Source organism: Aeromonas sp. R10-2, assembly GCF_040908445.1.
GTDB lineage: Bacteria > Pseudomonadota > Gammaproteobacteria > Enterobacterales > Aeromonadaceae > Aeromonas > Aeromonas veronii.
The window spans coordinates 57,518-80,676 of sequence record NZ_JBFODS010000019.1; the positions used below are offsets into that span (position 1 = coordinate 57,518).

Genomic DNA, 23,159 nt, shown 5'->3' on the forward strand with positions numbered 1-23,159 from the left:
TTGCGTCTTCCTGACAGATAACCATCCGGGTTATCTCACTTCATCCTGAAGTATTCCTCTCGCATCCGGCGAGGTCCTGTTCATCCTGAAGAACGAGGTTCCGTTCGTTCTGCTCCCATCCCGAGAGTGTCCTGCCGCATCCCGCGGTGTTCCTTTATTCATCCGTGGCGATAATCGTCCTGATTATCGAACTCATCCTGAGGTGTCCCTTGTCCACATCCTGCGGACTATTCCATCTTTATGCGCTGCCCTGCTTCCTGCCGGACCAGCTCCGTCCTTGTGAGACCCATACTAAGGAAATGCACACCCCGAACAAGGGCCATCCGATGATAAAGATCCGATGCAGCCCCCATCTCAAAAAATGAACCTAAAAACTAACCCTTTAATATCAGTTAGTTATTTAGTTTCACGGGAAAGCTCGATCATTCTGGCATGGCTTCGCGTACGGCTCAAAGCGCCAGCCTCTTACAGTCGCTATGGCAGATCTCTTACACGGGTTTTGCCCCCGAAAACGGGGCAGGAAAACGGTTCAATCCTGACGTTAAGACTTAAAAATTAGTTGAATAAATATGCTTAAAAAAACCGCAAAAAAAAGAGCCGAGACCAGGCTCGACTCTTTAACATTCCAATTTTTTAATCAGCTCAAGCGGTTGGCCGGATTGAGATAGGCCTTGCGCAACGATTCCGGTGCCAGCACCTCCAGTTCACCGCCGATGTTGTTCAACCAGCTGCGAAACTCCGGGGTGTCCTGCACTTCAGTCTCCACCACCACGCTGCGCTTGTCATAGCGGGTCATGCGTGGATTGTTGCCGGGGATCTGGTTATCCACCAGCGACTGGCTGTTGGCATCGATCCGGCCGACGAAGCGGATCGGGCCGCTCACATCCTGATAGCCCTGATCGCGGATCAGCTTCTGGATATTGAAATCCTTCGGCTGGGTGGCACTGAAGTTGGTCAGCTCCACGTTCTTGATATGGTCAAACGGGATGCCGTAGACCTTGGGATCCAGCTCGGACAGAGTGCAGAGCAGGATCGGGCCGTCCGGCTGATTGAGAATGCCGAGCGGGTTGATACGGTCGTAGCAGAGCCACACGGTGCGCTCTTTGATCACGCGCTGGATCTCGGCACTGAACTTGCGACCACGCCAGAGCGCATCGCGGATCAGGGTGCTGCGGCGGATCTCCGGGTTGCCAGCAAACGGACGCGGTGACTGGTGGACACTCTCCAACCAGCGTTCGGCCAGTTCACTCTGGCTGTCGCGGATCACCTGGCTCGCCTTGTCGACCAGCGGATTCAATTCGGTCAGTACACTCGCCGGCAACAGTTGGCTCGCCTGATCACTCCAGGTTTTCAGGGCCACCGCCAGCGAGAGCGGCATGATATTGGCAAAGTCGTTGAGGCCGTGGCGCTCGAAGCACCAGCCATGGGGTTTGCTGCGCTCGTCCGAGGTGAGGTCGAACAGTCCCATGCCGGACATCTCCTCCAGGTCCCGTTGCACGGTACGCAGACTGACGTGGATACCTTCCTCTTCCAGTTTTACCTGGAGTTGGCTGGCGGTCAGCTTGTAAGGGCGGTGCGGGATGCAACGCGCCAAGGTCAGTTGTCGTAACAGCTTCTTGCTCATGGTGCTTGCCTTCACTGGTTTAGCGTTGACTGTATGCTAGTCGTGACTTGCGACAGTCTATGTCGCAAGTTTTGCTGCGACAACTGTCGCCATTTTCATACAAAACACATTAACCAATTGATTTATAAAGACAATGCACTCAAAAAAGGAGCCGCTAGAGGCTAAAATTAGCCAAAAATCCCTCAAATGAAAGTTCTATGTTGCGATTTATTGTTAGCATAAAACTCCAATTAATTAATTCATCACAGAATATGATTTCAGGGGAGAGCATAGCTCTCCCCTTTTGCTCACATCAGCCACGACCAGGCTGACTTGGTGATGGCCGCACCGACCATGTAGCCAAACACCGCCAGTGCCGCCACACCGGCTACCAGCTTCTGACCGCGGGCCGGGCGCTTGAGCGCCATGACACCCAGACCGATATAGAGCACCAGTGCAACCAGCTTGGCCATCAGCCAGGGTTGTTGACCCGGGCTCAACTGCAAGGCCACAGCCAGCAACACACCAAACAGCAGCAGGAAAGTGTCGTTGATATGCGGGAGGATCTTCAGCCACTTCTGCTGCAACCGAGCGCTGCCGGCCAGCGCCAGACTCCAGCGATAGATAAAGAGCAGCAGACTGACCAGCGCCAGCGTCATATGCAGGTGTTTGAACATGGGGTAATAGGCAATCATTTTGCTTCCTTGTCGTCGTCGGGTAACCCGCTATTCCAGTTGTGGGCATGGATACGCTCCTGCCCCTCCTCGTCGTCTTGCAACAGATCGGAGAGGATCTCCCGGTATTGCAGGCTCTTGTTGATATAAGTGTGTTCGTCGTCCAGATAGTTGACCTGCTCGCGCAACAGCCAGTTATCGTGCTGCTTGAAGGTCTGCCCCGCCCGCCAGGCCTGGTTGGCCCGAAAACCGAGCTGGGTCAGGGCTTCCACCCCCAGATCGACCGCAGAGCCCAGGGTTTCCCGGTGCACGCTTTCGACCCCGTGGCGCAGGATCTCGTGGGCGTGGGGCCGATCCAGCGCGCGCGCCAGGATCTTCAGGTGCGGGAAGTGCTTCTGCACCATCTCGATCACCGCCAGCGAGGTAGCCGGATCGTTGATGGAGAGCACCAGCAGCTTCGCCTTGTGCGCCCCGGCGGCATGGAGCAGGTCGATCCGGCTGGCATCACCATAGAAGACCTGATAGCCATACTTGCGCAGGGTCTCTATCTGGCTGGCATCCTGCTCGAGGATGGTGGTACCGATGCCGTGACCGTGCAGCAGGCGCCCCACGATCTGACCAAAGCGGCCGAAGCCCGCGATGATCACCGGATGCTCCACCAGCTCAGGTTGCTCATGCTGCGGCGCGTCGCTCTGGTTACGGTAATCGAACCAGGGCTGGATCACCCGATCATTGAGGATCAGCAGCAGCGGGGTGAGCGCCATGGAGAGCGCCACCACCAGCGTCAGCAGCGAGATGGTCTCGCCGGGCAGCACCCGATTTTGCGCGGCAAACGAAAAGAGCACGAAGGCAAACTCGCCCCCCTGCGCCAACGCCAGTGCGAAGGTCCAGCGCTGGCTCGGCGAGATGCGGATGATGAAGCCAAGCGCCATCAGCACCAGCCATTTGAGCACCATCAGGCCAACGACCAGGGTTGGTATCAGGAAGGGGTGCTCGGCAAACAGCCCGAAGTCGATCCCCGCCCCCACCGACATAAAGAAGAGGCCGAGCAGCAAGCCCTTGAACGGCTCAATGTCTGCCTCCAGCTCGTGGCGATATTCGCTATCGGCCAACACCACACCGGCGAGGAAGGAGCCGAGAGCGGGCGAGAGCCCCACCGACTCCATCAGCACCGCGATGGCGATCACCAGCAGCAGAGCGGCGGCGACGAAGATCTCCCGCATGTGGGACTGGGCAATGGCACGAAATACCGGCCGCATCAGGTAGTGGCCACCCAGCACGATGCCGGAGATGGCCGCGACCACCAGCAGACCGTGCTGCCAACCCGCCAGCTCGGAGCCACCACTGCTGGCGACCGGTGCCATGGCCAGCAGCGGCAGCAGCGCCAGGATCGGAATGACTGCAATATCCTGAAACAGCAGCACCGCAAAGGCGGAGCGACCGCTCTCGCTCTGCATCAACTTGCGCTCCTGCAGGCTCTGCAGAACTATGGCGGTGGAGGAGAGCGCCAGAATGAGGCCGATGGCCAGCCCCTGTTGCAGCGGCAGACCGATCAGGTGCGCCACGCCGGTCAGCGCCGCCGTGGTGAGCATCACCTGCAGGCCGCCGGTGCCGAGGATCGGCCCCTTCAGCTGCCACAAGAGGGCCGGACGCAATTCAAGACCGACCAGAAACAGCATCAGCACCACGCCAAACTCGGCGAAGTGCATCACATCCTTCTGCTCCCCCACCAGCCCCAGCAGGAAGGGGCCTATGATGATCCCCGCCAGCAGATAACCGAGCACCGAGCCCAACCCCCAGCGTTTGGCGAGCGGCACCGCGATGACGGCGGCGGAGAGGTAGATAAAGGCATCAAACAGGATCCCGTGGCCCATCAGTCAGCCCTCCGTGTGAACATCAGATCCGGCTCATAAGCTCGGCCAACAAGCTGCCAGTGTTTCATCAGAGCACCTCCAGCAAGTCGCGCAGATAAGGACGCCCGGCCAGCTGCCCCGGGGTCAGCTGATCGTCACGCAGGGCGCAAAGCAGCTGGCGATAGTCATGCCCGCAGCGGCGCAGGGCGGCGGGATCCTTGATCTTGTGAAAGGAGTGCAGCACGAAAGGGGGCAGCCAGTTCATGCCGCACAAGGTGGCCGCCTGCTGAAATGGCAGCAGAAAATCGAGCAACGGTCGGCTGTTGTAACCCTCGCTGCAGTAGGACTCCGGCGCACCGCCGGTGGTGATGGCGCTCAGCCACTGCTTGCCCTTGAGGGCGTGGGCTTCGGGGCCGTAGGCGTAGCCATACTCCAGCACCAGATCCATCCACTCTTTCATGATGGCCGGGCAGGAGTACCAGTAAAACGGGTGCTGGAAGACGATGATGTCGTGCTCACAGAGCAGCGCCTGCTCCCGCTTCACATCGATAAACATGTCGGGATAGTGCTGATAGAGGTCGTGAACCGTGACCCCCTCCAGCCCCTCAATCGCCTGCAACAGCTGCTTGTTGGCCCGCGAGCTCTGCAGCGCGGGATGGGAAAAAATAACCAGAATGCGTTTCATGACCACATCACCCGAACAAAGCCTTGCGGTGCAAGGCGAGGTAAACAGAAAAGGGGAGTCTGGGGAGCTGCATCGTAAAGGTGCACAGGAGAGCGACCTTATCAGGAAGCGCCATAGCCTGCCAACTCGGGGATCAGCTCCCGCAGCGCCGGATTGAGGGTCTGGTGGGCGGGATAGCAGAGCCCGATCCGGCGAAACATCCGCGGCCCGCTCACCGGCAGGGTACAGAGACCCGCCTCATCTTCCACCAGCCCGTCCGGCAGAAAACTGATGCCGACCCCCGCCAGCACCAGCGCCATCACTAGCCCCTTGCTCTCGGCCTTGGCCACCAGATTGAGGGTAAGCCGGTCACAGGCCAGCAAGCCGATAGTCTGCTGGTGCGCTTCGCAGGGCGGGCACTCAATAAAATCATAATGTTGCAGCTCGGCGAGCTCGATCCTTTCGCGACTTGCGAGGGGATGGTCGACCGGCACGCAGAGCACGTAATCCTCCTCCCACAGCGGCAGAAAGATCTCGTCCTCCCGGCGCAAGGCATCCAGCGTCAAGCGGCAGTCGGCGGGCGTAGTGTAGTCGGAGAGGGTGAGATCCAGTTGCGGCAACACGCGCTGAACTTGCTGCAGCAGCCCGGCCACCCGGCGGCGACTCAAGTCCGGCATGATGGCGATATTGAGCCTCGCACGCGTCGCTTTCTGGCGAAACAGCTCCGGCAAACGGCGCGCCTCCTCCACCAGCTTGACCGCGTGAGGATAGAGATAGTGGGCCGGATCTTTCGCCACCACCCCCTTCTTGCCCCGGACAAACAGGCTGTCACCGAGCGCCTCTTCCAGCTGGCGCAGTCCCGCCGAGAGGGAGGGCTGGCTGACGTGGCAGCGCTCGGCCGCCGCCGTGATGTTCTTCTCTTCATAGATGGCGATGAAGAAACGCAGCAATCTCAAGTCCAGCATAAACCAACCATAGTTTTTTCAGATGATAACCAGCGGAAAACAATATTTATCACTTATAGATACAGTGACTATAGTGATTGGGTTCCGTGCTGGCCAGCCACCTGTTTGCTCAAACCGACTCTTGAATCAGAAGGAAAGACCCATGTCCAAATCTCTCGTCGTGATCACCGGTGCCTCCGCCGGGATCGGTGCCGCCATCGCCCGTGCCTTCTCTGCCGCCGGCCATCCGCTGCTGCTGCTGGCCCGCCGGGTCGAGCCGATGCAGGCGCTGAATCTGCCTGATACCCTCTGCATCGGGGTCGATGTGATCGACACCGCCGCCATGAAGGCCGCCGTCCAGCAGGCAGAAGCCAAATTTGGCCCGGTCGGCTGCATGGTCAACAACGCCGGCGTCATGCTGCTGGGTCAGGCCGATGTGCAGGATCCCGCCGAATGGCAGCAGATGCTCAACATCAACGTGATGGGGGTGCTGAACGGCGTCCACGCAGTGCTGGCAGGCATGAAGGAGCGCCGCAGCGGTACCATCATCAACATCAGCTCCATCGCCGGTCGCAAGACCTTCCCGAACCATGCTGCCTACTGCGCCACCAAGTTCGCCGTGCACGCCCTGACCGAGAACATCCGGGAAGAGGTGGCCGATGTCGGCGTGCGTATGGTGACCATTGCCCCGGGGGCGGTCGAGACCGAGCTGCTCAGCCACACCACTGACGAGAGCATCAAGGCCGGTTACCACGACTGGAAAGATCAGATGGGCGGCGTCATTGCGCCGGAAGTGATCGCCGATGCCGTGCTCTACGCCTGGAACCAGCCTGCCAACGTCTGCGTGCGCGAGATCGTGCTGGCTGCGACCCGTCAGCAACCTTAATCCTGGCTGACTGACACCATGGGGAGGGCTTGACCCTCCCCCGGGGCACAGGGTTACCATGTGCCCCTTGTTATTTTCGAGTCATTCCATGGTTCTCACCCGTCGCCAACTCGCTCACGCCCGTCGCTGGCTCCCCTTGTGGAGTCTGGTGCTGGTGTTGATGTCGTTTGGCAGCCGGGCCGCAACCGACCTCTGTACCCTGACTACCCACTGCAGCCAGAGCGAGCGCACCCTGGAAAAAGCGATGCCCTGCGGCAGCTTTACCACCGCCCTCTCGATGACACTGGTAGGCAGCGACAGCCTGACGGTCGCCGTACTGGAACCGGATACCCCCGACTTCGCCTCCCCCTCTCTCTATATGCCGGACGCTCCGTGCGAGCGGCTCGAACGCCCCCCACGCACCCGGATCTGAAACGCATCCCGTATCGGGCATCTTTTCTTTCAATCTGAGGTGAGTGATGTACAAACCCCTGTTACTGGCCATGCTGGCCGGTACCGTCAGCTTTTCGGCTCTCGCGGCCGAGAAGATGACCGTCTACAAATCCAAATATTGTGGCTGCTGCCAAAGCTGGAACGAGCACATGGAGCAGAATGGCTTCGAACTGGAGGTCATCGAAACCGAACAGCTCGGCGCAGTGAAGCAGCAATACGGTATCGCGCCTGAACTAGCCTCTTGCCATACCGGTATCGTAAATGGCTATGTGATCGAGGGGCATGTACCGGCCGCCGATGTGCAGAAGCTGCTCAGGGAAAAACCGGCAATCCGTGGCCTGACCATTCCGGGCATGCCCCAGAGTGCGCCGGGCATGGATATTCCGGGCCATCCCTATGAGGTACTGAGTATCAGCAACGAGGGCGCGACCAACAGCTGGTCGAGCTACCCAGGCTGACGAAAACTGGTCATGAGAGGGCACTCCCATATCATGTGAGGCACACCTGAGCGGACTCTTGCCGCTCATGGCCAGAAAGAGGGCCGCTATCGCGAGATAGCGGCTTTTTTTGATTACATTTCCTGCAATAACAAGGGATTGCTTGCAACCACCGGCAACAAGGGGCAGATTTAACGCCAATTCATGGAGCCGATGCTCAGGTCTACCAACCCTTTCCAGCGCCAAGGATGCGACATGTTTACCTTTTCCCGAGGAGTTCTGCTGCTAGCCTTTCTGACAGTTCTCCCCCCTACTTATGCCAATGAAGAGCCCGCCATGCTGACAAGCGAACATCCAATCCAGCCGCCCGTGGCCGCCAAACATCCCCGCACCCTGAAAAAACACGGGGATACCCGCATCGACAACTACTACTGGCTGCGTGACGACGAGCGGCAGAAGCCCGAGGTATTGGACTATCTCAAGGCCGAGAACGCCTATACCGAGGCCATGCTCAAGCCGACCCAACCCCTGCGCGAACAGCTTTACAAAGAGATGGTCGCCCGCATCCCCCAGCAGGATGAGTCGGTGCCCTATGTGAAGAATGGCTACCGCTACCAGACCCGCTATGAGCCGGGCAAGGAGTACGGGATCTACTCGCGCACCAAGCTCGGTGAAGAGCAGTCGAGTCTGCTGCTCGACAGCAACCTGCGGGCTGAAGGGCGCGAGTTCTATGCCCTCGGCGCCCTTGAGGTGAGCCGCAACAACCGCTGGCTGGCGGTGGCGGAAGATTTCCTCTCCCGCCGTCAGTACCAGATCCAGTTCCTCGATCTGGAGAGCGGCCAGTGGGCCACCGACAAACTGGAAAATACCTCCGGCAATCTGGTGTGGGCCAACGACAACAAGACCGTCTTCTATGTGCGCAAGCACCCGCAGACCCTGCTGCCCTATCAGGTCTATCGCCATACGCTCGGGACGGATCCAGCCACGGACAAGCTGGTCTACGAGGAGAAGGATGACTCCTTCTACATCAGCCTCTACGCCACCACCTCGGAAGATTTCATCGTCATCGCCCTCTCCAGCACCACCACCGGCGAAGCACGGCTGATCGATGCCAACCAGCCGGAGCACGCCCCACGCCTGTTCCTGCCCCGTCAGGTGGATCACGAATACAGCCTGGATCACTACCGCGGCCGCTTCTATGTGCGTTCCAACAAGGACGGCAAGAACTTCGGCCTCTACGAGACCAAAGAGAGCCCGGTCGATCGCTGGAAGGCGGTGATCGCCCCCAATCCGGATGTGCTGCTGGAGAGCTACGCCCTGTTCAAGGATTGGCTGGTACTGGAAGAGCGCAACAAGGGGCTGACCCGACTGCGCCAGATCAACTGGCAGAGCGGTGACGAGAAGGAGATCGCCTTCGACGATCCCGCCTATGTCACCTGGCTCGCCTACAACCCGGAGCCGGATACCAGCGCCCTGCGTTATGGCTACTCCTCCATGACAACCCCCGCTTCTACCTATGAGCTGGATATGGCGAGCGGCAAGCGCACCCTGCTCAAGCAGCAGCCGGTGGCAGGCTTCAAGGCCGACCAGTACGCCAGCGAGCGGCTCTGGGTGACCGCCCGCGACGGCGTATCGGTGCCGGTGTCGCTGGTCTATCGCAAAGACAAATTCAAGAAAGATCAGGCCGATGCGCCCAAGAATCCGCTGCTGGTCTATGGCTACGGATCCTACGGCGCCAGCATGGATCCCGATTTCAGCAGCTCGCGCCTGAGCCTGCTGGATAGAGGCTTCGTCTACGCCATCGCCCATATCCGGGGTGGTGAAGAGCTGGGCCGTCACTGGTACGAAGATGGCAAGTTGCTGAAAAAGCAGAACACCTTCAATGACTTTATCGATGTCACCAAGGCGCTGGTGGAGCAAGGCTACGGTGCCAGGGATCAGGTCTACGCCATGGGCGGCAGCGCCGGCGGCCTGCTGATGGGGGCGGTCATCAATCAGGCGCCCGAACTCTATTGCGGCGTGGTGGCGCAGGTGCCGTTCGTCGATGTGGTCACCACCATGCTGGACGAGTCCATTCCCCTCACCACCGGGGAGTATGACGAGTGGGGCAACCCGAACCAGAAGCGCTACTACGACTACATGAAGAGCTACAGCCCCTACGATCAGGTGAAGGCGCAAGCCTATCCCAACCTGCTGGTCACCACCGGGCTGCACGACTCGCAAGTGCAGTATTGGGAGCCCGCCAAGTGGGTCGCCAAGCTGCGCGAACTGAAGACGGATGATAACAAGTTGTTACTGAACACCGACATGGATGCCGGCCACGGCGGCAAGTCGGGCCGCTTCAAAGCCTACGAGGATATCGCGCTGGAATACGCCTTTATCCTGGATCTGGCCACCCCGGCCAACTGATCTCTCATGACTCCGGCCCTTGTCATTCAAGGGCCGCATAAGAATCCTCTCGTAGTTTTTCCCTCTTCCATTTCCCTCCATATCAAATTAATCTTCGGCAAGAAAATGAATGATCGAGGTCATGTTTCTCAAGATTTAACTCCGCTATTTTGCCATTTCGTTTGATTTATGTTGGGTGAATGTGCTTAATCGGAGTGCTTGCAACTTTTTATTTGGCCCCTCAGGGGCCAATTTATCTTCGACCGACAGGAGGTCGGTAGCCTCACCACAGGATGAGGGTGACTGCCGGAAAGGGGGTGATCAACTCCCCCGCTTTCGCGCAACGAGAAGAGCGGGCAAGCCCGGCGCAGAACGGGATTGCCATCAATTTATCCGGGGATCGGATAAACAAAATCAAAGAAAAGGGAGAAAAAATGAAAGGATTAACTTTGGCATGCGCCCTGTCGGCGGCTCTGGTCGGTGTTTCATTCGGTGGTCCGGTACAAGCGCAGGAGCGCTTCGTGACCATAGGCACCGGCGGTCAGACCGGCGTCTACTATGTCGCTGGCCAGTCCATCTGCCGCTTCCTCAATCGCGGCGCCGCCGATCACCAGATCAAGTGCAACGCCCCGGCCAGTGGCGGCGGTGTTGCTAACGTCAACGGCATCCGCAGCGGTGAATTCAACTTCGGCATCATGCAATCCGACCACCAGTTCAAGGCGATGAAGGGGCTGCCACCGTTCCAGGCCGAAGGGGCCATGGACGATATGCGCGCCGTCTTCTCCCTGCAGAGCGAGGTGTTCACCATCCTGGCTCGCCGCGATGCCAAGATCGCCAGCTTTGACGACCTGAAAGGCAAGCGCGTCAACATCGGCAACCCGGGCTCCGGCCAGCGTGACACCATGGAAGAGATCATGGCGGTCAAAGGCTGGAAGAAGGGTGACTTCGGTCTGGTCTCCGAGCTGAAACCGGCCGAACAGGCCTCCGCCCTCGGTGACAACAACATCGACGCCATGAGCTACTTCGTCGGTCACCCGAACGGCGCCATTCAGGAAGCCTCCACCACCACAGATGCGGTACTGGTACCTGTGACCGGCGCCGACATCGACAAGCTGCTGGCCGAGAAGAGCTACTACAGCAAGGCCGAGATCCCGGGCGGCATCTACAAGGGCAGCGACAAGCCGACCCCCTCCATCGGTGGCAAAGCGGTGCTCTCCACCAGCGCCAAAACCGATCCGGAAGTGGTCTATCAGCTGGTCAAGTCGGTGTTCGACAACCTGGATCGCTTCAAGCGCCTGCACCCTGCCTTTGCCGACCTGAAAGAGGCCGACATGATCAAGGTGGGTCTCTCTGCACCGCTGCATGAAGGGGCTGCCCGCTACTACAAAGAGCGCGGCTGGCTCTGATTGAAGGCCCCGGGGCCTTTGTCACTCTCTTCGACACCCGTCCGCCGCCTGATTGCGGGGGCGGGTGTCGCTCTTGTTGTACTCGTTGGCACAAGTTAACCCTATGCAAGATAAACAACTCTCTACCGAGGAACTGATCGCCCAGGATGTGGGCGCTCGCCTGCCGCTGGGCATCATGGGCTGGCTCATCACAGCACTGGCGCTGGCCTGGTCCCTGTTCCAGCTCTGGATCGCTTCGCCACTCCCCTTCATGGTGGGGTTTGGCGTACTCAATGACACCGAAACCCGCTCCATTCACCTCACCTTTGCCCTGTTGCTGGCTTTTCTGGTGTTCCCGGCATTTCGCTCCTCGCCGCGGGATCGAGTTCCCCTCGGTGATATCGCCCTCGGCCTGATCGCTGCTGGCGCCGCCTCTTACCTGTTTGTGATGTATGAAGCACTGGCGCTGCGTCCCGGCACCCTCACCACCGCCGATCTGGTGACCGCCTGCATCGGCATTCCGCTGCTGCTGGAAGCGGCGCGCCGCGCCCTAGGGCCGGCACTGGCGGTCATCGCCATCGTCTTTCTGGTCTACAGCCTGGCGGGCCCCTGGATGCCGGGACTGCTGGCACATCGCGGGGTAGGCTTTACCGCGCTGGCCAACCACCAGTGGATCACTACCGAAGGGGTGTTCGGCATCGCCCTTGGCGTCTCCACCAGCTTCGTATTCCTGTTCGTGCTGTTTGGCGCCCTGTTGGAGCGGGCCGGTGCCGGTCACTACTTTATCCAGCTCGCCTTCAGCCTGCTCGGTCACCTGCGCGGCGGCCCGGCCAAGGCGGCCGTGGTCGCCTCCGGCCTGACCGGCCTGATCTCCGGCTCGTCGATTGCCAACGTGGTGACCACCGGCACCTTCACCATCCCGATGATGAAGAAAGTGGGCTTCAGTTCAGAGAAAGCGGGGGCGGTGGAAGTGGCCTCCTCGGTCAACGGCCAGATCATGCCGCCGGTGATGGGGGCTGCGGCTTTCCTGATGGTCGAATACGTGGGTATCCCCTATGTGGAGATCATCAAGCACGCCTTCCTGCCTGCCGCCATCTCCTACATAGCGCTGCTCTACATCGTCCATCTGGAGGCGCTGAAACTGGGCATGCAGCCCATCGGCAACCATCAACCCAAACCCTGGCTGCGTCGCCTGACCGGTTTTGCCTTTGGCGCGGCCCTCATCAGCGGCCTGTCACTGGCGGTCTACTATGGCCTCGGCTGGCTCAAACCTGCGCTGGGTGACTACGCCCTGCCGGGGATCTCGGTACTGCTGGCTGCCACCTATGTGGCCCTGTTGAAGATCGCCGCCAGCAATGAACCACTGCCTGCCGAAGATCCCGACAAGCCGCTCACCGAGCTGCCCAACACCCGCGCCGTGCTGCTCTCCGGCCTGCACTTCCTGCTGCCGGTGGTGGTACTGGTGTGGTGCCTGATGGTGGAACGCCTCTCGCCGGGGCTGTCGGCCTTCTGGGGTACCGTGATGCTGGTGATCATCCTGCTGACCCAGCGCCCGCTGCTCAACTGGCTGCGCAAGGACGGCAAGCACGACTACGGCACCGTTGCTGATGGCGTGGTGGATCTGCGGGAAGGGCTGGTTGCCGGTGCCCGCAACATGATCGGTATCGGCATTGCCACCGCCACCGCGGGGATTATCGTGGGTGCGGTCTCCCAGACCGGGGTTGGTCTGGTGCTGGCGGATCTGGTGGAGTTCCTCTCCATGGGTAACCTGCTGCTGATGCTGCTGCTCACCGCCCTGCTGAGCCTGATCCTCGGCATGGGGCTGCCCACCACTGCCAACTACATCGTCGTCTCCAGCCTGCTGGCACCAGTGGTGGTGACGCTGGGGCAGCAAAACGGGCTGATCGTGCCGCTGATCGCGGTGCACCTGTTCGTCTTCTACTTCGGCATCATGGCGGATGTGACGCCGCCGGTGGGGCTGGCTTCCTTCGCGGCTGCGGCTGTCTCCAAGGGTGATCCCATCAAGACCGGGATCACGGCGTTTTACTACAGCCTGCGTACCGCGGCGCTGCCATTCCTGTTTATCTTCAACACCGATCTGCTGCTGATCGACGTGGACTTCGCCCACGGGGTGCTGATCTTCATCGTGGCGACCATCGCCATGCTGATCTTCGCCGCCGCCACCCAGGGCTGGTTCCTGGTGAAGAGCCGCTGGTACGAGAGCGTGCTGCTGTTGCTGGTCGCCTTTACCCTGTTCCGCCCGGGTTTCTGGATGGACATGGTGCACGACCCCTATCGTGAGACCCCGCCTGCCCAGCTGGCCCAAACCATGGGTGAAGTGGAGGCGGAGAGCACCCTGCGGCTGCGGATCCTCGGTGAAGATGCCGTGGGCAAGCCACGCAAGTTCACCCTGCTGGTCGCCGTACCGGATGGGGCAAATGGCGAGGAGCGGCTGGCCAATCTGGGGCTGAGCCTCTATGAGCAGGATGGCAAGACGCTGATCGACAACGTCGCCTTTGGCAGCCCGGCCGCCACCATGGGGCTGGAGTTCGATCAGGAGATCCTCACCGTCAAGGCGCCGACCGAGCGCTGGACCAAGGAGTGGATGTGGATCCCGGGCTTCCTGCTGTTCGGGGCGATCGTCTGGCTGCAGCGTCGCCGCAGCGTCAAGGCCGGTTAATCCACCGGGCAGATGAGACAGAGGGCCGCTATTGCGGCCCTCTTTCTATTGCCTTGTTATTGCCTTGCCCTCTGCGGCTCTTGCGATGAGCAACAATCATGGAAAAAGATAAACGGTGGCGAGCGGCCAAAAAAGTGGGGTGACATGTCCATGTCACCCCCTCGCAAATAGCATGTTCCATATTGGAGTCCGGCCACGCCGGGTCTCTGTTTCACTTTCCGATAGTTCGCGACCCATCTGAAGTGCGCGCCAATTGCAGCAATGCAACCGACCAGCTACCCGTTACAACCTTCATCCACACGGCAGACAAGCCACCGTGTTTGTCCTTGCAACTGAAATATTACGCATAAAAACAAAATAAAAAACGTTTTTATGCTAATTCCATTCACATCAGAGTACAAAAAACAGCCTTATCATCACCACTAAATTGTTATAAAACAGTAAGATATATTCATGCATGGTTATTCACCCGCAAGGGTCATCAGCAATGGCTTACAAGGCTTTGCGAGATCTCGCACAAAAAATGGCCGCCTCACAGCCAACGCCGCAGTGGCAACCAGTCGCTCAAGCGGGCTATCAGCCGCCTTGACCACCCCTCGGGTTTGCGCGGCAATCCACCCGCCTGCTCCTGCCAGCGAGCCAGCCACATTCGCAGCGCCTCACAGATCGGCGGGCAGTGCAAATGCAGCATCAGTTCGGTATTGAGAAACAGCGAGCGGGGATCGAGGTTGAGGCTGCCAAACAGCGCCCGCTCCTCCCCCAGCAGGATCAGCTTGGCGTGCAGGCTGCCGTGGCCATGGTCAAACTCGGCGACCCGGATCCCGCAGCGCAGCAACCAGCCGAGATAACGCTGATAGGCGCCATAGACCAGCGGCACATCGGTGCTGGCCAGCGAGTTGGTGAGAATGTCGATGGCGACCCCCTGCTGGCGCAGCCGCGCCAGACGGTGCCGAAACCCGCGAGTAAGGATGAGGTAAGGGGTCACCAACCCCAGCGAGCCGGGATTGTCAGCCAGCTGGCGCCAGAGCTGACGGGCAGTGGTGGGACGGGAGATAAGCCCCTTGCCGGGACGGTCGAACCACACCTCGGCCCGCCCCTCATGCCATTGCAGCGGCAAATCGCGCTCGTCAAACAGCGCCGCTGGCAGATCGTAGACCGTCGCCACCGCCGGATCCGTCATGGTAAACAGGAAGTCGTTGACCACCTCTATTTCGGCGGGCAGCAGCTCGCGGCGCAGCAGATGACGGATGGGGTGACTCCAGCGGCTGTGCCAGAACTGCTCGAACCCCTGCGCCATCTGCTGGCACAGTCCCCCCTGACAGGCGAGATCGAGATCCACAAAGGGGGCTTGCGGATCCAGACCGAAGTAACGATCGCCGATGTTGCGCCCGCCAATCAGCGCCAGCTTGCCATCCACCAGCAGCAGCTTGTTGTGCATCCGGTGGTTGATGCGGCGAAAGCTGAGCAGTCCTTCCAGCAGCAGTGCCAGCGGGCGCCAGCCCCGCAGCCAGAAGGGGTTGAACAGCCGCACCTCGATCCCCGGGTAGTGAGCCACCATCTCCAGAAAGCGGTTGTCACCGGCATAGAGATCATCCACCAGCAGCTGTACCTTGACGCCACGCCGGGCGGCGTGGAGCAGCTCGCTCAGCAGCAGCTTGCCGCTGCTGTCCTCCTCCCAGCTGTAGTACTGCGCCTGGATCCGCTCGCGGGCATGACGGATCCAGTGACAACGCACCTTGAGCGCCAGCAGGGGATCATCGATCAGGGCAAAGGATCCGGGGATCATGGTGTCATCCTGCTGTCATGGCCGGGTGTCATAACGCTGGCGAGCCTCTTCACATATTCAAAAGGAGTTGCTGATGGAACTGCATGATACCCCGATGTTGCGCTATCTGGGCCAGCTCAGCCAGCCAGATCTCATCCCGGCCACCGGCCCTGCTCACTGGTTTTTGCAACACAGGGACGGTGGCTGGCAATTGCCGACCGTGCAGGCGACCCTGCCGGTCAACCGGCTCAGGGCTGAGCCGCTTCGATAGCGGCAGCCTTGCCCTCGATCTGGGGCAGGCTGAAACGATAGGCTACGTAGTACTTGTAGATGGTGCCGACATAGTTGATCGGCCCCTGTCCGACTTCGTTGGCTACCAGCTGATCCACGTTGCCGAACCAGACGTTGGGATCGAGCCCCAGCTTCTCCGCCTTGCCTCGCAGCGCCTGCACCCGGTTCGGCCCGGCGTTGTAGGCGGCGAGGGCAAACAGGTGGCGGTTGAGCCGATCCAGCTTGGGATCATTGAAGTAGGTATCGAGGATCAACCGCATGTAGCGACAGGCGGCCTCCACATTGCCCTCCAGCGTGGTGAGTCTGGCACCGTTGATGCCGACTTCCCGCCCCGTACTGGGCAGCAGCTGCATGAGGCCCACGGCCCCCTTGGGCGAGCGCGCCTTGGGATTGAGGCCGGACTCCTTGTAGCCAAGCGCTGCCAGCATCAGCCAGTCGAGATCGTATTGATTGGCGTACTTCTCCAGCACTTTGCGAATGGTCGCGAGGCGCCCCATGGGATCCGGCGCCAGGATATTGCTCATCTGATCACTGCGAACCAGCAAGCGGCGCAGGGTCATGTCGCTGTAGAGACTGTTGCGGCTGACACTCGCCAGATAACCATTGACCGCCTTGAGCAGCTCGGGGCTGTTCTTGCGCAGCGCCCAGGCACTGGTGCCGTTGCTGCGCAGGGGGATCAGCTTGTGGGCCTTGAGGCCGGAGATCATCCCACCCAGCCAGATCCTCCCCTTGTAGCTGTCGGTCACCGTCAGGGGAATAATGCCAGCGGCCACCATCTCCAGCAGATCGCCATCCTGCAGATATTCGGGCACCGTCTCGATATAGACGGGGGGCAGCCCCAGCTCGCGAAACAGCCAGTTGAGCTGGCGCAGACTCTCGTAGTAGCTGGAGCTGGCACGTACCCAGACCCGCCTGCCGGAGAGCTGGGTAATGCGGCTGAAGGCGGGCAGGCTCTGCTGGCTCACCACCCACTCCTCTATGGATGAAATGAGCGGCCGGGAGAAGGCCACCTGTTCACGCCGGGTCGGGGTCACCGTCATGGTCGCCGCAACCAGATCGCCGCGCCCCTCGGTCAGATAGTCCAGCAGCTTGTCCTGCCGCACCGGGATGTAGACCACCTTGAGTTTGACCTTCTCTTTGGCGAGATAGGTCTTGTTCAGCCAGCGTTCGAACCCTTGCAGCTGATTGACCAGAATGCCGTACTGGGCGCCGCGATCGAGAAAGTAGAAGCCGCGCTCATAGACCACCAGAGCCCTGAGTTCGCGCTTTTGCAGAATGCTTTCGAGGTCCCCGGGTTGGGGCAGACGCTGTGGCTTTAGTTCAGCCGCGAGCAGGGGAAAACAGCAGAGGGCCAGCAGAGCCCAGATCCAGCGTCGCATCACGATGGCTGCCCCTGTGCTGAGGTCACGCCCGCTGCCTGTTGGCAGCACGGATCACGATAGAGGGTGGGATTGGGGGCAGAGATCCATCGCTGCGTCATGATGTTTACGCCTTCTGTTGGCCGACTCGCGCCGGGCAAAACGTCTGTGGGATAGAGTAACTATAGAACGCCGACCCACAGCAGAAGGGTCAACACGGCAGGCAAACCTGCCGCGTTATCAGACAACTCAGATAGAGCGAGCCCGCATTTCGAAAATCAGTTTTTCGGCGGTGCAGGTGAATTGCAGGCGGGCTTTCAGGATCACGCCATTGGCGCCCTGAGTCAGTTCGCTGCTCACTTGAGCTTCAGCAGTGACCTGTTTGGCCAGAGCTTCATAGGCAGCCAGCTTGGCGCGGGCATCCGCCTCGGCAGCGGCTTCAATAACCAGATCCATCACATCGTCGCCTTCGCCGATGATGGTGCCGATCTCGGCAAAACAGCCACAGCTGTCACAGGTTTCGTTCAGTTCAACTTTCTCGTCTACAGACATTTTCTACTCCTACTGCTTATTTCGGATGATTTGCGTCGTCACGCATCGCCTTGCGAAAATCTTTGATGGCGGTACCCAGATCCTCACCTGCACTGGCAAGACGCTTGCTGCCGAAGACCAGCACAACGACCAGCAAGAGGATCAGCATATGCCAGATATGAATTCCACCGAGTCCCATAGGGATACTCCCTCACAAAGAGATATCTGTTACTTGTATCAAAATAGAGCGCAGGGATTGTTGGGCAAAATCAAGGCAGGTGCAAGTGAGCAAATAAATCATAGCCAAAAAATAGGGCGACCCTGAGGTCGCCATATTGATTGTGCTACATGTCCCCTCAACCGCTACATCCTGTACCAGTGGTTCATGCGAACCTGAGACCATTCGAGGATAAGATCGCCAAGATATGAAAACAAATGGTATAAATTCATCTTAGAATTGAAGAGGATTCATATCATGCTGCTGGAACAACTGGGTCGCATCGACCTCAATTTGCTGATTATCCTGCAGGTACTGCTGGAAGAGCGCAACGGCAGCAAGGCGGCACGCCGCCTTCATCTGAGCCAGTCCGCGGTCAGCAAAGCCCTCGGCCGTCTGCGCGATACCTTCAATGATCCCCTCTTCATCCGCTCCGCCTACGGGCTGGAACCCACCGGCCGCGCCCTTGCACTGCAACAACAGTTGCAACCCATCCTGTTGTCGCTGGACAACCTGATCCAGCCGCCCGAGTTCGACCCCGCCAGCTCGGAGCGAGAGTTCGTCATCGCCAGCATGGACAGCGCCTTTACCCTGTTTGCCCCGCTCTACCTGAGCGAACTGAAGCGGCAGGCACCAAGGATCCGCTTGCGTTACGAGGAGTGGACCGAGAACAGTCTGACCGAAATGAGTCAGGGACAGGTGGACATCGCCTTCGCGGTGCGAGAGAACTGCATCAACTCCGATTATCGGCTCGATACCCTGCCCGACAGCATCTGTCAGCGAGTGCTGGCGGTCGATGATCTCACCTGTCTGGTGCAGCAGCACCACCCCGCGCTGCGAGAGCCCAACTGGAATCTGGAGCACTACCTCAGCTATCCCCATGTGCAGACTTACTGCGAGGGGCGAGACCGCTGGATGCTGGATCACAAGCTGGCAGAGCAGGATCTCTACCGGCGTATCGAGGCAACCGTGCCCTCCTTCGAGGCGGCGCTGCGAATGGGGATGCACTCCGACATGATAGTGACGCTCTCCAGGCTCTACGCCCGCCACGCTACCCAGGTCTATCCGCTGTTGCAGCTACCGCTGCCCATCGGGCTGGACAGCATCTCCCATCTGCTCATCTGGCATCAGCGTCACAGCGAGGATCCGGGCCACCGCTGGCTGCGGGAGCTGCTGCTCTCCCTCATCATGAGCAAACTGGAACCCGCTGCGACCACTCACGGGTGACCGCCCCCCCTTCTCGGCGGCACAAAAAACGGGGCTCTGCGTAGCCCCGTTTCATTCACTTCAACATGTAAACCGCTCAGCCCTGACCAGTCACCGCCAGATAGTGATGTACCCCGTCCAGCAACATCTGAACCGAAATCATCACCAGCAGCATCCCCATCAGCCGCTCCACCGCAGTGAGTCCCCGCTCACCCAGCAGCTTGTTGAATACCTCGTAGAACATCAGGATCACCGCGCTGGCGGCCCAGGCCATAAAGAGCGCCAGCGACCAGTCCACCATCCGGCTGGGCTCCTGATTGGCCAGCAGCATCAAGGAGGCGAGGATCGAGGGACCGGCGATCATCGGGATCGCCATCGGCACCAGGAAGGGCTCCTCGCCCGCCGCCAGCCCGGTCACGCCCCCCTCACTCGGGAAGATCATCTTGATGGCGATCAGGAACAGGATGATACCCCCCGCAATGCTGACCGCCTCCTGCCGCAGGTTGAGGAAACCGAGGATCTGCTGACCGACGAACAGGAACAGCATCATGATGGCCAGCGAGAAGAGCAGCTCGCGCACCATCACCTTGCGACGTCGCTTGGGATCGATATGACGCAGGATAGAGAGGAAGACCGGCAGGTTGCCCAGCGGGTCCATGATCAGAAACAGCATGACTGCGGCAGAGAAAGTATCCATACAACGCCCGGGCTACGCCCTGAATAGGGAAAAGAGAGGGGGCGAAATATAGCAAAGGGCGAAGAATTGAGCGAGCGCCATGATGCGCTCGCAGCGGGATTAACCGTGGTTGCAGATCTTGTCGGCGCGGGTCTGGAAACCCTCGGCCGAGTCGATGAATTTGCCGCGGGCAGCCAGAAAGTCGATCAGCGCTTCCGCATCCATCTCGCTGGCGCTGCAGGTATGAAAACGGGCCTCGGCACCGAACCGCTCGGCCATCGCCTGTTTCAGGCTGGCACGGGTAAATTGCCCCCCTTGCGCCAGCATCATTTCCATCACTTCGTGACCATGAACCGATTGCGACATCTCTCACCTCAATAATGAACATATTTAATGCCAATTTAATATCTCCACGCCCGGAGGGATCTTGATATAGGCCAATAAATTGCGCATTACCTGGTCAGGGGAGTGGTCACCGCCACCGCTTTGTCGATAATGTGGCAACCCGCGTCAGGGATCGCTACACTGGCGCCCCTTTTTGGCCATCGCAGACAATGTATAAGGATATTGGCGTCATGCTGTTCCATGGAGAGGCTCTCAAGCCCTGGCAGATCTGGACCCGCCGACCACTCTGGCTCAAGACCCTGATCGGCATGCTGACAGGGGTGGGTCTGGGCGTCGGCTTTGAAGAGCAAGCCCTGTTGCTCAAGCCCCTTGGCGTCCTGTTCGTCAACACCATCCAGATGCTGATGGTGCCCCTCATTTTCTGCTCGGTCATCGCCGGTCTCACCTCGCTGCTCAAGGGCAAGGCCCTCGATCGCATCGGCAGCAAGGCGATCTGTCTCTACTTCTGTTCGACCGCCATCGCCATCTGCATCGGCCTGATGATGGGCTGGCTGCTGGAGCCCGGCATGGGTGCCGACATGGGCCCCTATGAGCGGGTCGGTATGTCGGAGCCACCCACCCTGGCCAGCGTGCTGAGCCATCTGGTGCCGAGCAACCCGGTACAGGCGATGGTGGATGGCAAGATCCTGCAAGTGATCGTCTTTGCGGTGGCGCTGGCGGTGGCCCTCAATGCCAGCGGTCGCCGTGGCCGCCCCGCCATCCTCTTCTTCACCTCGCTGGCAGAGGGGATGTTCAAGCTGACCCAGATGGTGATGGCTCTCGCCCCTTACGGTGTCTGCGCCCTGATGGCCTGGATGACCGGCAAGTACGGTCTCGATCTGCTGCTGCCGCTGCTCAAGGTGATCGGCGCCGTCTACCTCGGCTGCCTGCTGCACGTGCTCGGGGTCTACAGCACCCTGCTGCTCCTGCTGGCACGGCTCAATCCGCTGCACTACTTCAAGAGCATCGTTGACGCTCAGGCGGTGGCCTTCACCAGCAGCTCCAGCAACTCCACCCTGCCCATCAGTCTGGCCTGCGCCGAGAAGCGGCTGGGAGTCTCCCCCGCCATCACCGCCAAGGTGCTGCCCATCGGCGCCACCATCAACATGGATGGCACCGCCCTCTATCAGGGAGTGACTGCGCTGTTCGTAGCTCAGGCATTCGGTGTGGATCTGCACATGGTCGATTACCTGACCATCATCAGCATCGCCACCCTGGCCAGTATCGGTACCGCTGGCACCCCGGGCACCGGGTTGATGCTGCTGACCCTGACCCTGACGGCGGTGGGCTTGCCGCTGGAAGGGGTGGCACTGATTGCGGGCATTGACCGGATCCTCGACATGGCGCGCACCACGGTCAATGTTTCGGGGGATATTCTGGTGTCGGTGCTGATCGCCCGCAGCGAAAACGAACTGGATCTGGCGACCTATCACGATGCCAGCGCAGGGGAAGATATCGAGTTCCCGCCGCGCTAGCGGAAGAAAGCTCAGCTGTCGTGGGGATCGTGATGACAGCGCCAGCAGACGTCGAAGTTGGCGCCGTTCTCCTCCCCGCACTGGCCGCACAGCCAGCCGTTACCCTGACGCTGCTGGTAACGCTCGATGACCCGTCCTGCCTTGCTGCGATCCTCGGCCCGCACCATCAGGGTCACCTGCAACATGTCGACCGGCAGCTCGCCAAGGGCGCCTGACAGCCCCTCGCCATTGAGGCGCACCAGCACCCCTTCCGCCTCCAGCGCCCCTTTCAACGCGTGCGCCTCCAGGGTGTGTGAGGCGCGATAGAGATTGATCCAGTTATCCATAGCTCCCCCTTACAACAACTTGTCGATGCCAAACTCGGCACCGTTCTCAATCATGAAATCGATGAATGCCCGCAACTTGCGCGGCATCAGTTGCCGCTCCGGAAACAGCAAATAAATCGGCACCCTGGGTTGCTGCCACTCTGGCAGCAGGATCACCAATTCGCCGCTGGCCAGCTCATCCTGACAGAGCATAGCGGGTAACGAGGCCAACCCCAGCCCCGCCTTCGCAGCCTCCCGGGCACAGGTAATATTATTGACCCGAAAACGGGATGGGGGGTCAACCAGCACCTCTCTGCCATCCAGCTCGAAACACCAGTGAGAGGCGAGAAACCCGCTACTTACCGTCACCCGCTCGTGGTTGGCCAGATCCTCCGGCCGCTCGATGACCGGGCTGCGGGCCAGATAGTCCGGGCTGGCACAGAGCAGCCTTCCGGTGCTCCAGAGTCGGCGCGCCGCCAGATTGGAGTCGCTCATGTCGCCAATCCGCACCACCGCATCCAACCCTTCGCTGATGGGATCCACCACCCGGTTGGTCAGCTCCAGCTCAACCTGCAGGGCGGGATAGGCCTGTAAAAACTTGGCGACCAAGCGCCCGACCACCAGTTGCCCCGTCTCGATAGGCACCGCCAGCTTGAGGGTGCCGGTTACCTCCTGCTGGCTGGCGCTCAGCATCAGCTCGGCTTCGGTCAGGGCATCGACCGCTTTGCTGCAGTGCAGGTAGTACTTCTCCCCCTCCTCGGTCAAAGTGAGCTGACGAGTGGAGCGATAGAGCAGACGCACTCCGAGCCGCTGTTCAAGCTCGGCGATGCGGCGGCTGACCATCGCCTTGGTCATCCCCAGCTCGCGGGCAGCCCCCGTAAACGAGCCCTTGTCGACGATACGCACCAGAATTAACGCGGCATTGAGATCCATTGTTGCACCAGTGAAACTGTATATCTCGTGAACCAATACTAATCGAAACAGTTGACCAGTGTTAGCCTGCGC

General features: G+C 59.9%; 22 protein-coding genes. 9 read left to right on the forward strand and 13 right to left on the reverse strand.

From position 1 onward, the window contains the following. Positions 1 to 637: 637 nt before the first annotated feature. From AB5Y97_RS04210 to AB5Y97_RS04230, 5 genes are all read right to left on the reverse strand, one after another. Entirely contained in the window at positions 638 to 1,624 is a 987-nt protein-coding gene (locus tag AB5Y97_RS04210) for a YafY family protein (RefSeq protein ID WP_005339987.1), read from the reverse strand. Between the two features lie 287 nt (positions 1,625 to 1,911). Next, a complete protein-coding gene (locus AB5Y97_RS04215; RefSeq protein WP_274161688.1) occupies positions 1,912 to 2,298 on the reverse strand; it encodes a SirB2 family protein in 387 nt (128 codons plus the stop codon). Beyond that, positions 2,295 to 4,151, reverse strand: coding sequence for a monovalent cation:proton antiporter-2 (CPA2) family protein (locus AB5Y97_RS04220; RefSeq protein ID WP_274161689.1), 1,857 nt, complete (start codon positions 4,149 to 4,151; stop codon positions 2,295 to 2,297). Before AB5Y97_RS04220 ends, AB5Y97_RS04215 begins: the two co-directional genes overlap by 4 nt. Positions 4,152 to 4,218: 67 nt before the next feature. After that, positions 4,219 to 4,815, reverse strand: a complete 597-nt coding sequence (locus tag AB5Y97_RS04225) for an NAD(P)H-dependent oxidoreductase (protein WP_368157277.1) — start codon at positions 4,813 to 4,815, stop codon at positions 4,219 to 4,221. Positions 4,816 to 4,916: 101 nt separating this feature from the next. Continuing rightward, a complete protein-coding gene (locus AB5Y97_RS04230; protein ID WP_005339957.1) occupies positions 4,917 to 5,759 on the reverse strand; it encodes a LysR family transcriptional regulator in 843 nt (280 codons plus the stop codon). A 142-nt stretch (positions 5,760 to 5,901) separates the two neighbouring features. Between AB5Y97_RS04230 and AB5Y97_RS04235 the strand changes: the two genes are divergently transcribed. The 6 genes from AB5Y97_RS04235 (at position 5,902) to AB5Y97_RS04260 (ending at position 13,946) form a co-directional block, all read left to right on the forward strand. After that, entirely contained in the window at positions 5,902 to 6,624 is a 723-nt protein-coding gene (locus tag AB5Y97_RS04235) for an SDR family oxidoreductase (RefSeq protein ID WP_368157278.1), read from the forward strand. Between the two features lie 88 nt (positions 6,625 to 6,712). Then, a complete protein-coding gene (locus AB5Y97_RS04240) occupies positions 6,713 to 7,036 on the forward strand; it encodes a hypothetical protein (protein ID WP_368157279.1) in 324 nt (107 codons plus the stop codon). Positions 7,037 to 7,082: 46 nt separating this feature from the next. Beyond that, positions 7,083 to 7,514: a DUF411 domain-containing protein gene (locus AB5Y97_RS04245; protein WP_101531249.1), complete on the forward strand. Its 432-nt coding sequence runs from the start codon at positions 7,083 to 7,085 to the stop codon at positions 7,512 to 7,514. Between the two features lie 234 nt (positions 7,515 to 7,748). After that, positions 7,749 to 9,902, forward strand: a complete 2,154-nt coding sequence (locus AB5Y97_RS04250; RefSeq protein WP_194494925.1) for a S9 family peptidase — start codon at positions 7,749 to 7,751, stop codon at positions 9,900 to 9,902. Between the two features lie 413 nt (positions 9,903 to 10,315). Continuing rightward, a complete protein-coding gene (locus AB5Y97_RS04255) occupies positions 10,316 to 11,287 on the forward strand; it encodes a TAXI family TRAP transporter solute-binding subunit (RefSeq protein WP_005339950.1) in 972 nt (323 codons plus the stop codon). Between the two features lie 103 nt (positions 11,288 to 11,390). Next, on the forward strand, positions 11,391 to 13,946 hold the full coding sequence (locus AB5Y97_RS04260) for a TRAP transporter permease (protein WP_047434608.1): 2,556 nt from the start codon (positions 11,391 to 11,393) through the stop codon (positions 13,944 to 13,946). A gap of 532 nt (positions 13,947 to 14,478) precedes the next feature. On the opposite strand, the gene AB5Y97_RS04265 is transcribed toward AB5Y97_RS04260, so the two are convergent. After that, positions 14,479 to 15,732 carry a phospholipase D family protein gene (locus tag AB5Y97_RS04265; protein WP_323907167.1) on the reverse strand — a complete coding sequence of 418 codons (1,254 nt, stop codon included), beginning with the start codon at positions 15,730 to 15,732 and terminating at the stop codon, positions 14,479 to 14,481. A 73-nt stretch (positions 15,733 to 15,805) separates the two neighbouring features. Between AB5Y97_RS04265 and AB5Y97_RS04270 the strand changes: the two genes are divergently transcribed. Beyond that, on the forward strand, positions 15,806 to 15,982 hold the full coding sequence (locus tag AB5Y97_RS04270; protein WP_005339947.1) for a hypothetical protein: 177 nt from the start codon (positions 15,806 to 15,808) through the stop codon (positions 15,980 to 15,982). Here the strand turns inward: AB5Y97_RS04270 and AB5Y97_RS04275 are convergent. The 3 genes from AB5Y97_RS04275 to tatA all read right to left on the reverse strand — a co-directional run bounded on the left by AB5Y97_RS04275 (position 15,960) and on the right by tatA (position 18,090). Beyond that, entirely contained in the window at positions 15,960 to 17,381 is a 1,422-nt protein-coding gene (locus tag AB5Y97_RS04275) for a lytic transglycosylase F (RefSeq protein WP_021231555.1), read from the reverse strand. The genes AB5Y97_RS04270 and AB5Y97_RS04275 overlap by 23 nt on opposite strands. 228 nt (positions 17,382 to 17,609) lie before the next feature. Beyond that, a complete protein-coding gene (locus AB5Y97_RS04280) occupies positions 17,610 to 17,912 on the reverse strand; it encodes a YfcZ/YiiS family protein (RefSeq protein ID WP_005339945.1) in 303 nt (100 codons plus the stop codon). A 16-nt stretch (positions 17,913 to 17,928) separates the two neighbouring features. Then, on the reverse strand, positions 17,929 to 18,090 hold the full coding sequence (gene tatA, locus AB5Y97_RS04285) for a twin-arginine translocase TatA/TatE family subunit (RefSeq protein ID WP_005339944.1): 162 nt from the start codon (positions 18,088 to 18,090) through the stop codon (positions 17,929 to 17,931). Positions 18,091 to 18,366: 276 nt separating this feature from the next. Between tatA and AB5Y97_RS04290 the strand changes: the two genes are divergently transcribed. Then, positions 18,367 to 19,335 carry a LysR family transcriptional regulator gene (locus tag AB5Y97_RS04290; RefSeq protein ID WP_005339942.1) on the forward strand — a complete coding sequence of 323 codons (969 nt, stop codon included), beginning with the start codon at positions 18,367 to 18,369 and terminating at the stop codon, positions 19,333 to 19,335. 76 nt (positions 19,336 to 19,411) lie between these two features. Here the strand turns inward: AB5Y97_RS04290 and AB5Y97_RS04295 are convergent, their stop codons facing one another. Together AB5Y97_RS04295 and AB5Y97_RS04300 are read right to left on the reverse strand one after the other, a co-directional pair. Continuing rightward, positions 19,412 to 20,011 (reverse strand): YhgN family NAAT transporter, encoded by a 600-nt coding sequence (locus AB5Y97_RS04295; RefSeq protein ID WP_040069536.1) that lies wholly within the window; start codon positions 20,009 to 20,011, stop codon positions 19,412 to 19,414. Between the two features lie 99 nt (positions 20,012 to 20,110). Further along, a complete protein-coding gene (locus AB5Y97_RS04300) occupies positions 20,111 to 20,356 on the reverse strand; it encodes a YecH family metal-binding protein (RefSeq protein WP_005357633.1) in 246 nt (81 codons plus the stop codon). A gap of 209 nt (positions 20,357 to 20,565) precedes the next feature. Here AB5Y97_RS04300 and AB5Y97_RS04305 point away from each other — a divergent pair, with 209 nt between their 5' ends. Next, complete coding sequence (locus tag AB5Y97_RS04305; protein WP_005357632.1) at positions 20,566 to 21,849, forward strand: dicarboxylate/amino acid:cation symporter; 1,284 nt, start codon at positions 20,566 to 20,568, stop codon at positions 21,847 to 21,849. A gap of 11 nt (positions 21,850 to 21,860) precedes the next feature. On the opposite strand, the gene AB5Y97_RS04310 is transcribed toward AB5Y97_RS04305, so the two are convergent. Together AB5Y97_RS04310 and AB5Y97_RS04315 are read right to left on the reverse strand one after the other, a co-directional pair. Next, complete coding sequence (locus tag AB5Y97_RS04310) at positions 21,861 to 22,175, reverse strand: DUF2007 domain-containing protein (RefSeq protein WP_005339933.1); 315 nt, start codon at positions 22,173 to 22,175, stop codon at positions 21,861 to 21,863. Positions 22,176 to 22,184: 9 nt separating this feature from the next. After that, positions 22,185 to 23,087, reverse strand: a complete 903-nt coding sequence (locus tag AB5Y97_RS04315; RefSeq protein WP_019444678.1) for a LysR family transcriptional regulator — start codon at positions 23,085 to 23,087, stop codon at positions 22,185 to 22,187. Positions 23,088 to 23,159 lie beyond the last annotated feature (72 nt).

Coding starts and splice junctions, on each gene's coding strand:
- AB5Y97_RS04210 (WP_005339987.1), bottom strand. CDS start 1,624: ATGAGCAAGAAGCTGTTACGACAACTGACCTTGGCGCGTTGCATCCCG.
- AB5Y97_RS04215 (WP_274161688.1), bottom strand. CDS start 2,298: ATGATTGCCTATTACCCCATGTTCAAACACCTGCATATGACGCTGGCG.
- AB5Y97_RS04220 (WP_274161689.1), bottom strand. CDS start 4,151: ATGGGCCACGGGATCCTGTTTGATGCCTTTATCTACCTCTCCGCCGCC.
- AB5Y97_RS04225 (WP_368157277.1), bottom strand. CDS start 4,815: ATGAAACGCATTCTGGTTATTTTTTCCCATCCCGCGCTGCAGAGCTCG.
- AB5Y97_RS04230 (WP_005339957.1), bottom strand. CDS start 5,759: ATGCTGGACTTGAGATTGCTGCGTTTCTTCATCGCCATCTATGAAGAG.
- AB5Y97_RS04235 (WP_368157278.1), top strand. CDS start 5,902: ATGTCCAAATCTCTCGTCGTGATCACCGGTGCCTCCGCCGGGATCGGT.
- AB5Y97_RS04240 (WP_368157279.1), top strand. CDS start 6,713: ATGGTTCTCACCCGTCGCCAACTCGCTCACGCCCGTCGCTGGCTCCCC.
- AB5Y97_RS04245 (WP_101531249.1), top strand. CDS start 7,083: ATGTACAAACCCCTGTTACTGGCCATGCTGGCCGGTACCGTCAGCTTT.
- AB5Y97_RS04250 (WP_194494925.1), top strand. CDS start 7,749: ATGTTTACCTTTTCCCGAGGAGTTCTGCTGCTAGCCTTTCTGACAGTT.
- AB5Y97_RS04255 (WP_005339950.1), top strand. CDS start 10,316: ATGAAAGGATTAACTTTGGCATGCGCCCTGTCGGCGGCTCTGGTCGGT.
- AB5Y97_RS04260 (WP_047434608.1), top strand. CDS start 11,391: ATGCAAGATAAACAACTCTCTACCGAGGAACTGATCGCCCAGGATGTG.
- AB5Y97_RS04265 (WP_323907167.1), bottom strand. CDS start 15,732: ATGATCCCCGGATCCTTTGCCCTGATCGATGATCCCCTGCTGGCGCTC.
- AB5Y97_RS04270 (WP_005339947.1), top strand. CDS start 15,806: ATGGAACTGCATGATACCCCGATGTTGCGCTATCTGGGCCAGCTCAGC.
- AB5Y97_RS04275 (WP_021231555.1), bottom strand. CDS start 17,381: ATGCGACGCTGGATCTGGGCTCTGCTGGCCCTCTGCTGTTTTCCCCTG.
- AB5Y97_RS04280 (WP_005339945.1), bottom strand. CDS start 17,912: ATGTCTGTAGACGAGAAAGTTGAACTGAACGAAACCTGTGACAGCTGT.
- tatA (WP_005339944.1), bottom strand. CDS start 18,090: ATGGGACTCGGTGGAATTCATATCTGGCATATGCTGATCCTCTTGCTG.
- AB5Y97_RS04290 (WP_005339942.1), top strand. CDS start 18,367: ATGCTGCTGGAACAACTGGGTCGCATCGACCTCAATTTGCTGATTATC.
- AB5Y97_RS04295 (WP_040069536.1), bottom strand. CDS start 20,011: ATGGATACTTTCTCTGCCGCAGTCATGCTGTTTCTGATCATGGACCCG.
- AB5Y97_RS04300 (WP_005357633.1), bottom strand. CDS start 20,356: ATGTCGCAATCGGTTCATGGTCACGAAGTGATGGAAATGATGCTGGCG.
- AB5Y97_RS04305 (WP_005357632.1), top strand. CDS start 20,566: ATGCTGTTCCATGGAGAGGCTCTCAAGCCCTGGCAGATCTGGACCCGC.
- AB5Y97_RS04310 (WP_005339933.1), bottom strand. CDS start 22,175: ATGGATAACTGGATCAATCTCTATCGCGCCTCACACACCCTGGAGGCG.
- AB5Y97_RS04315 (WP_019444678.1), bottom strand. CDS start 23,087: ATGGATCTCAATGCCGCGTTAATTCTGGTGCGTATCGTCGACAAGGGC.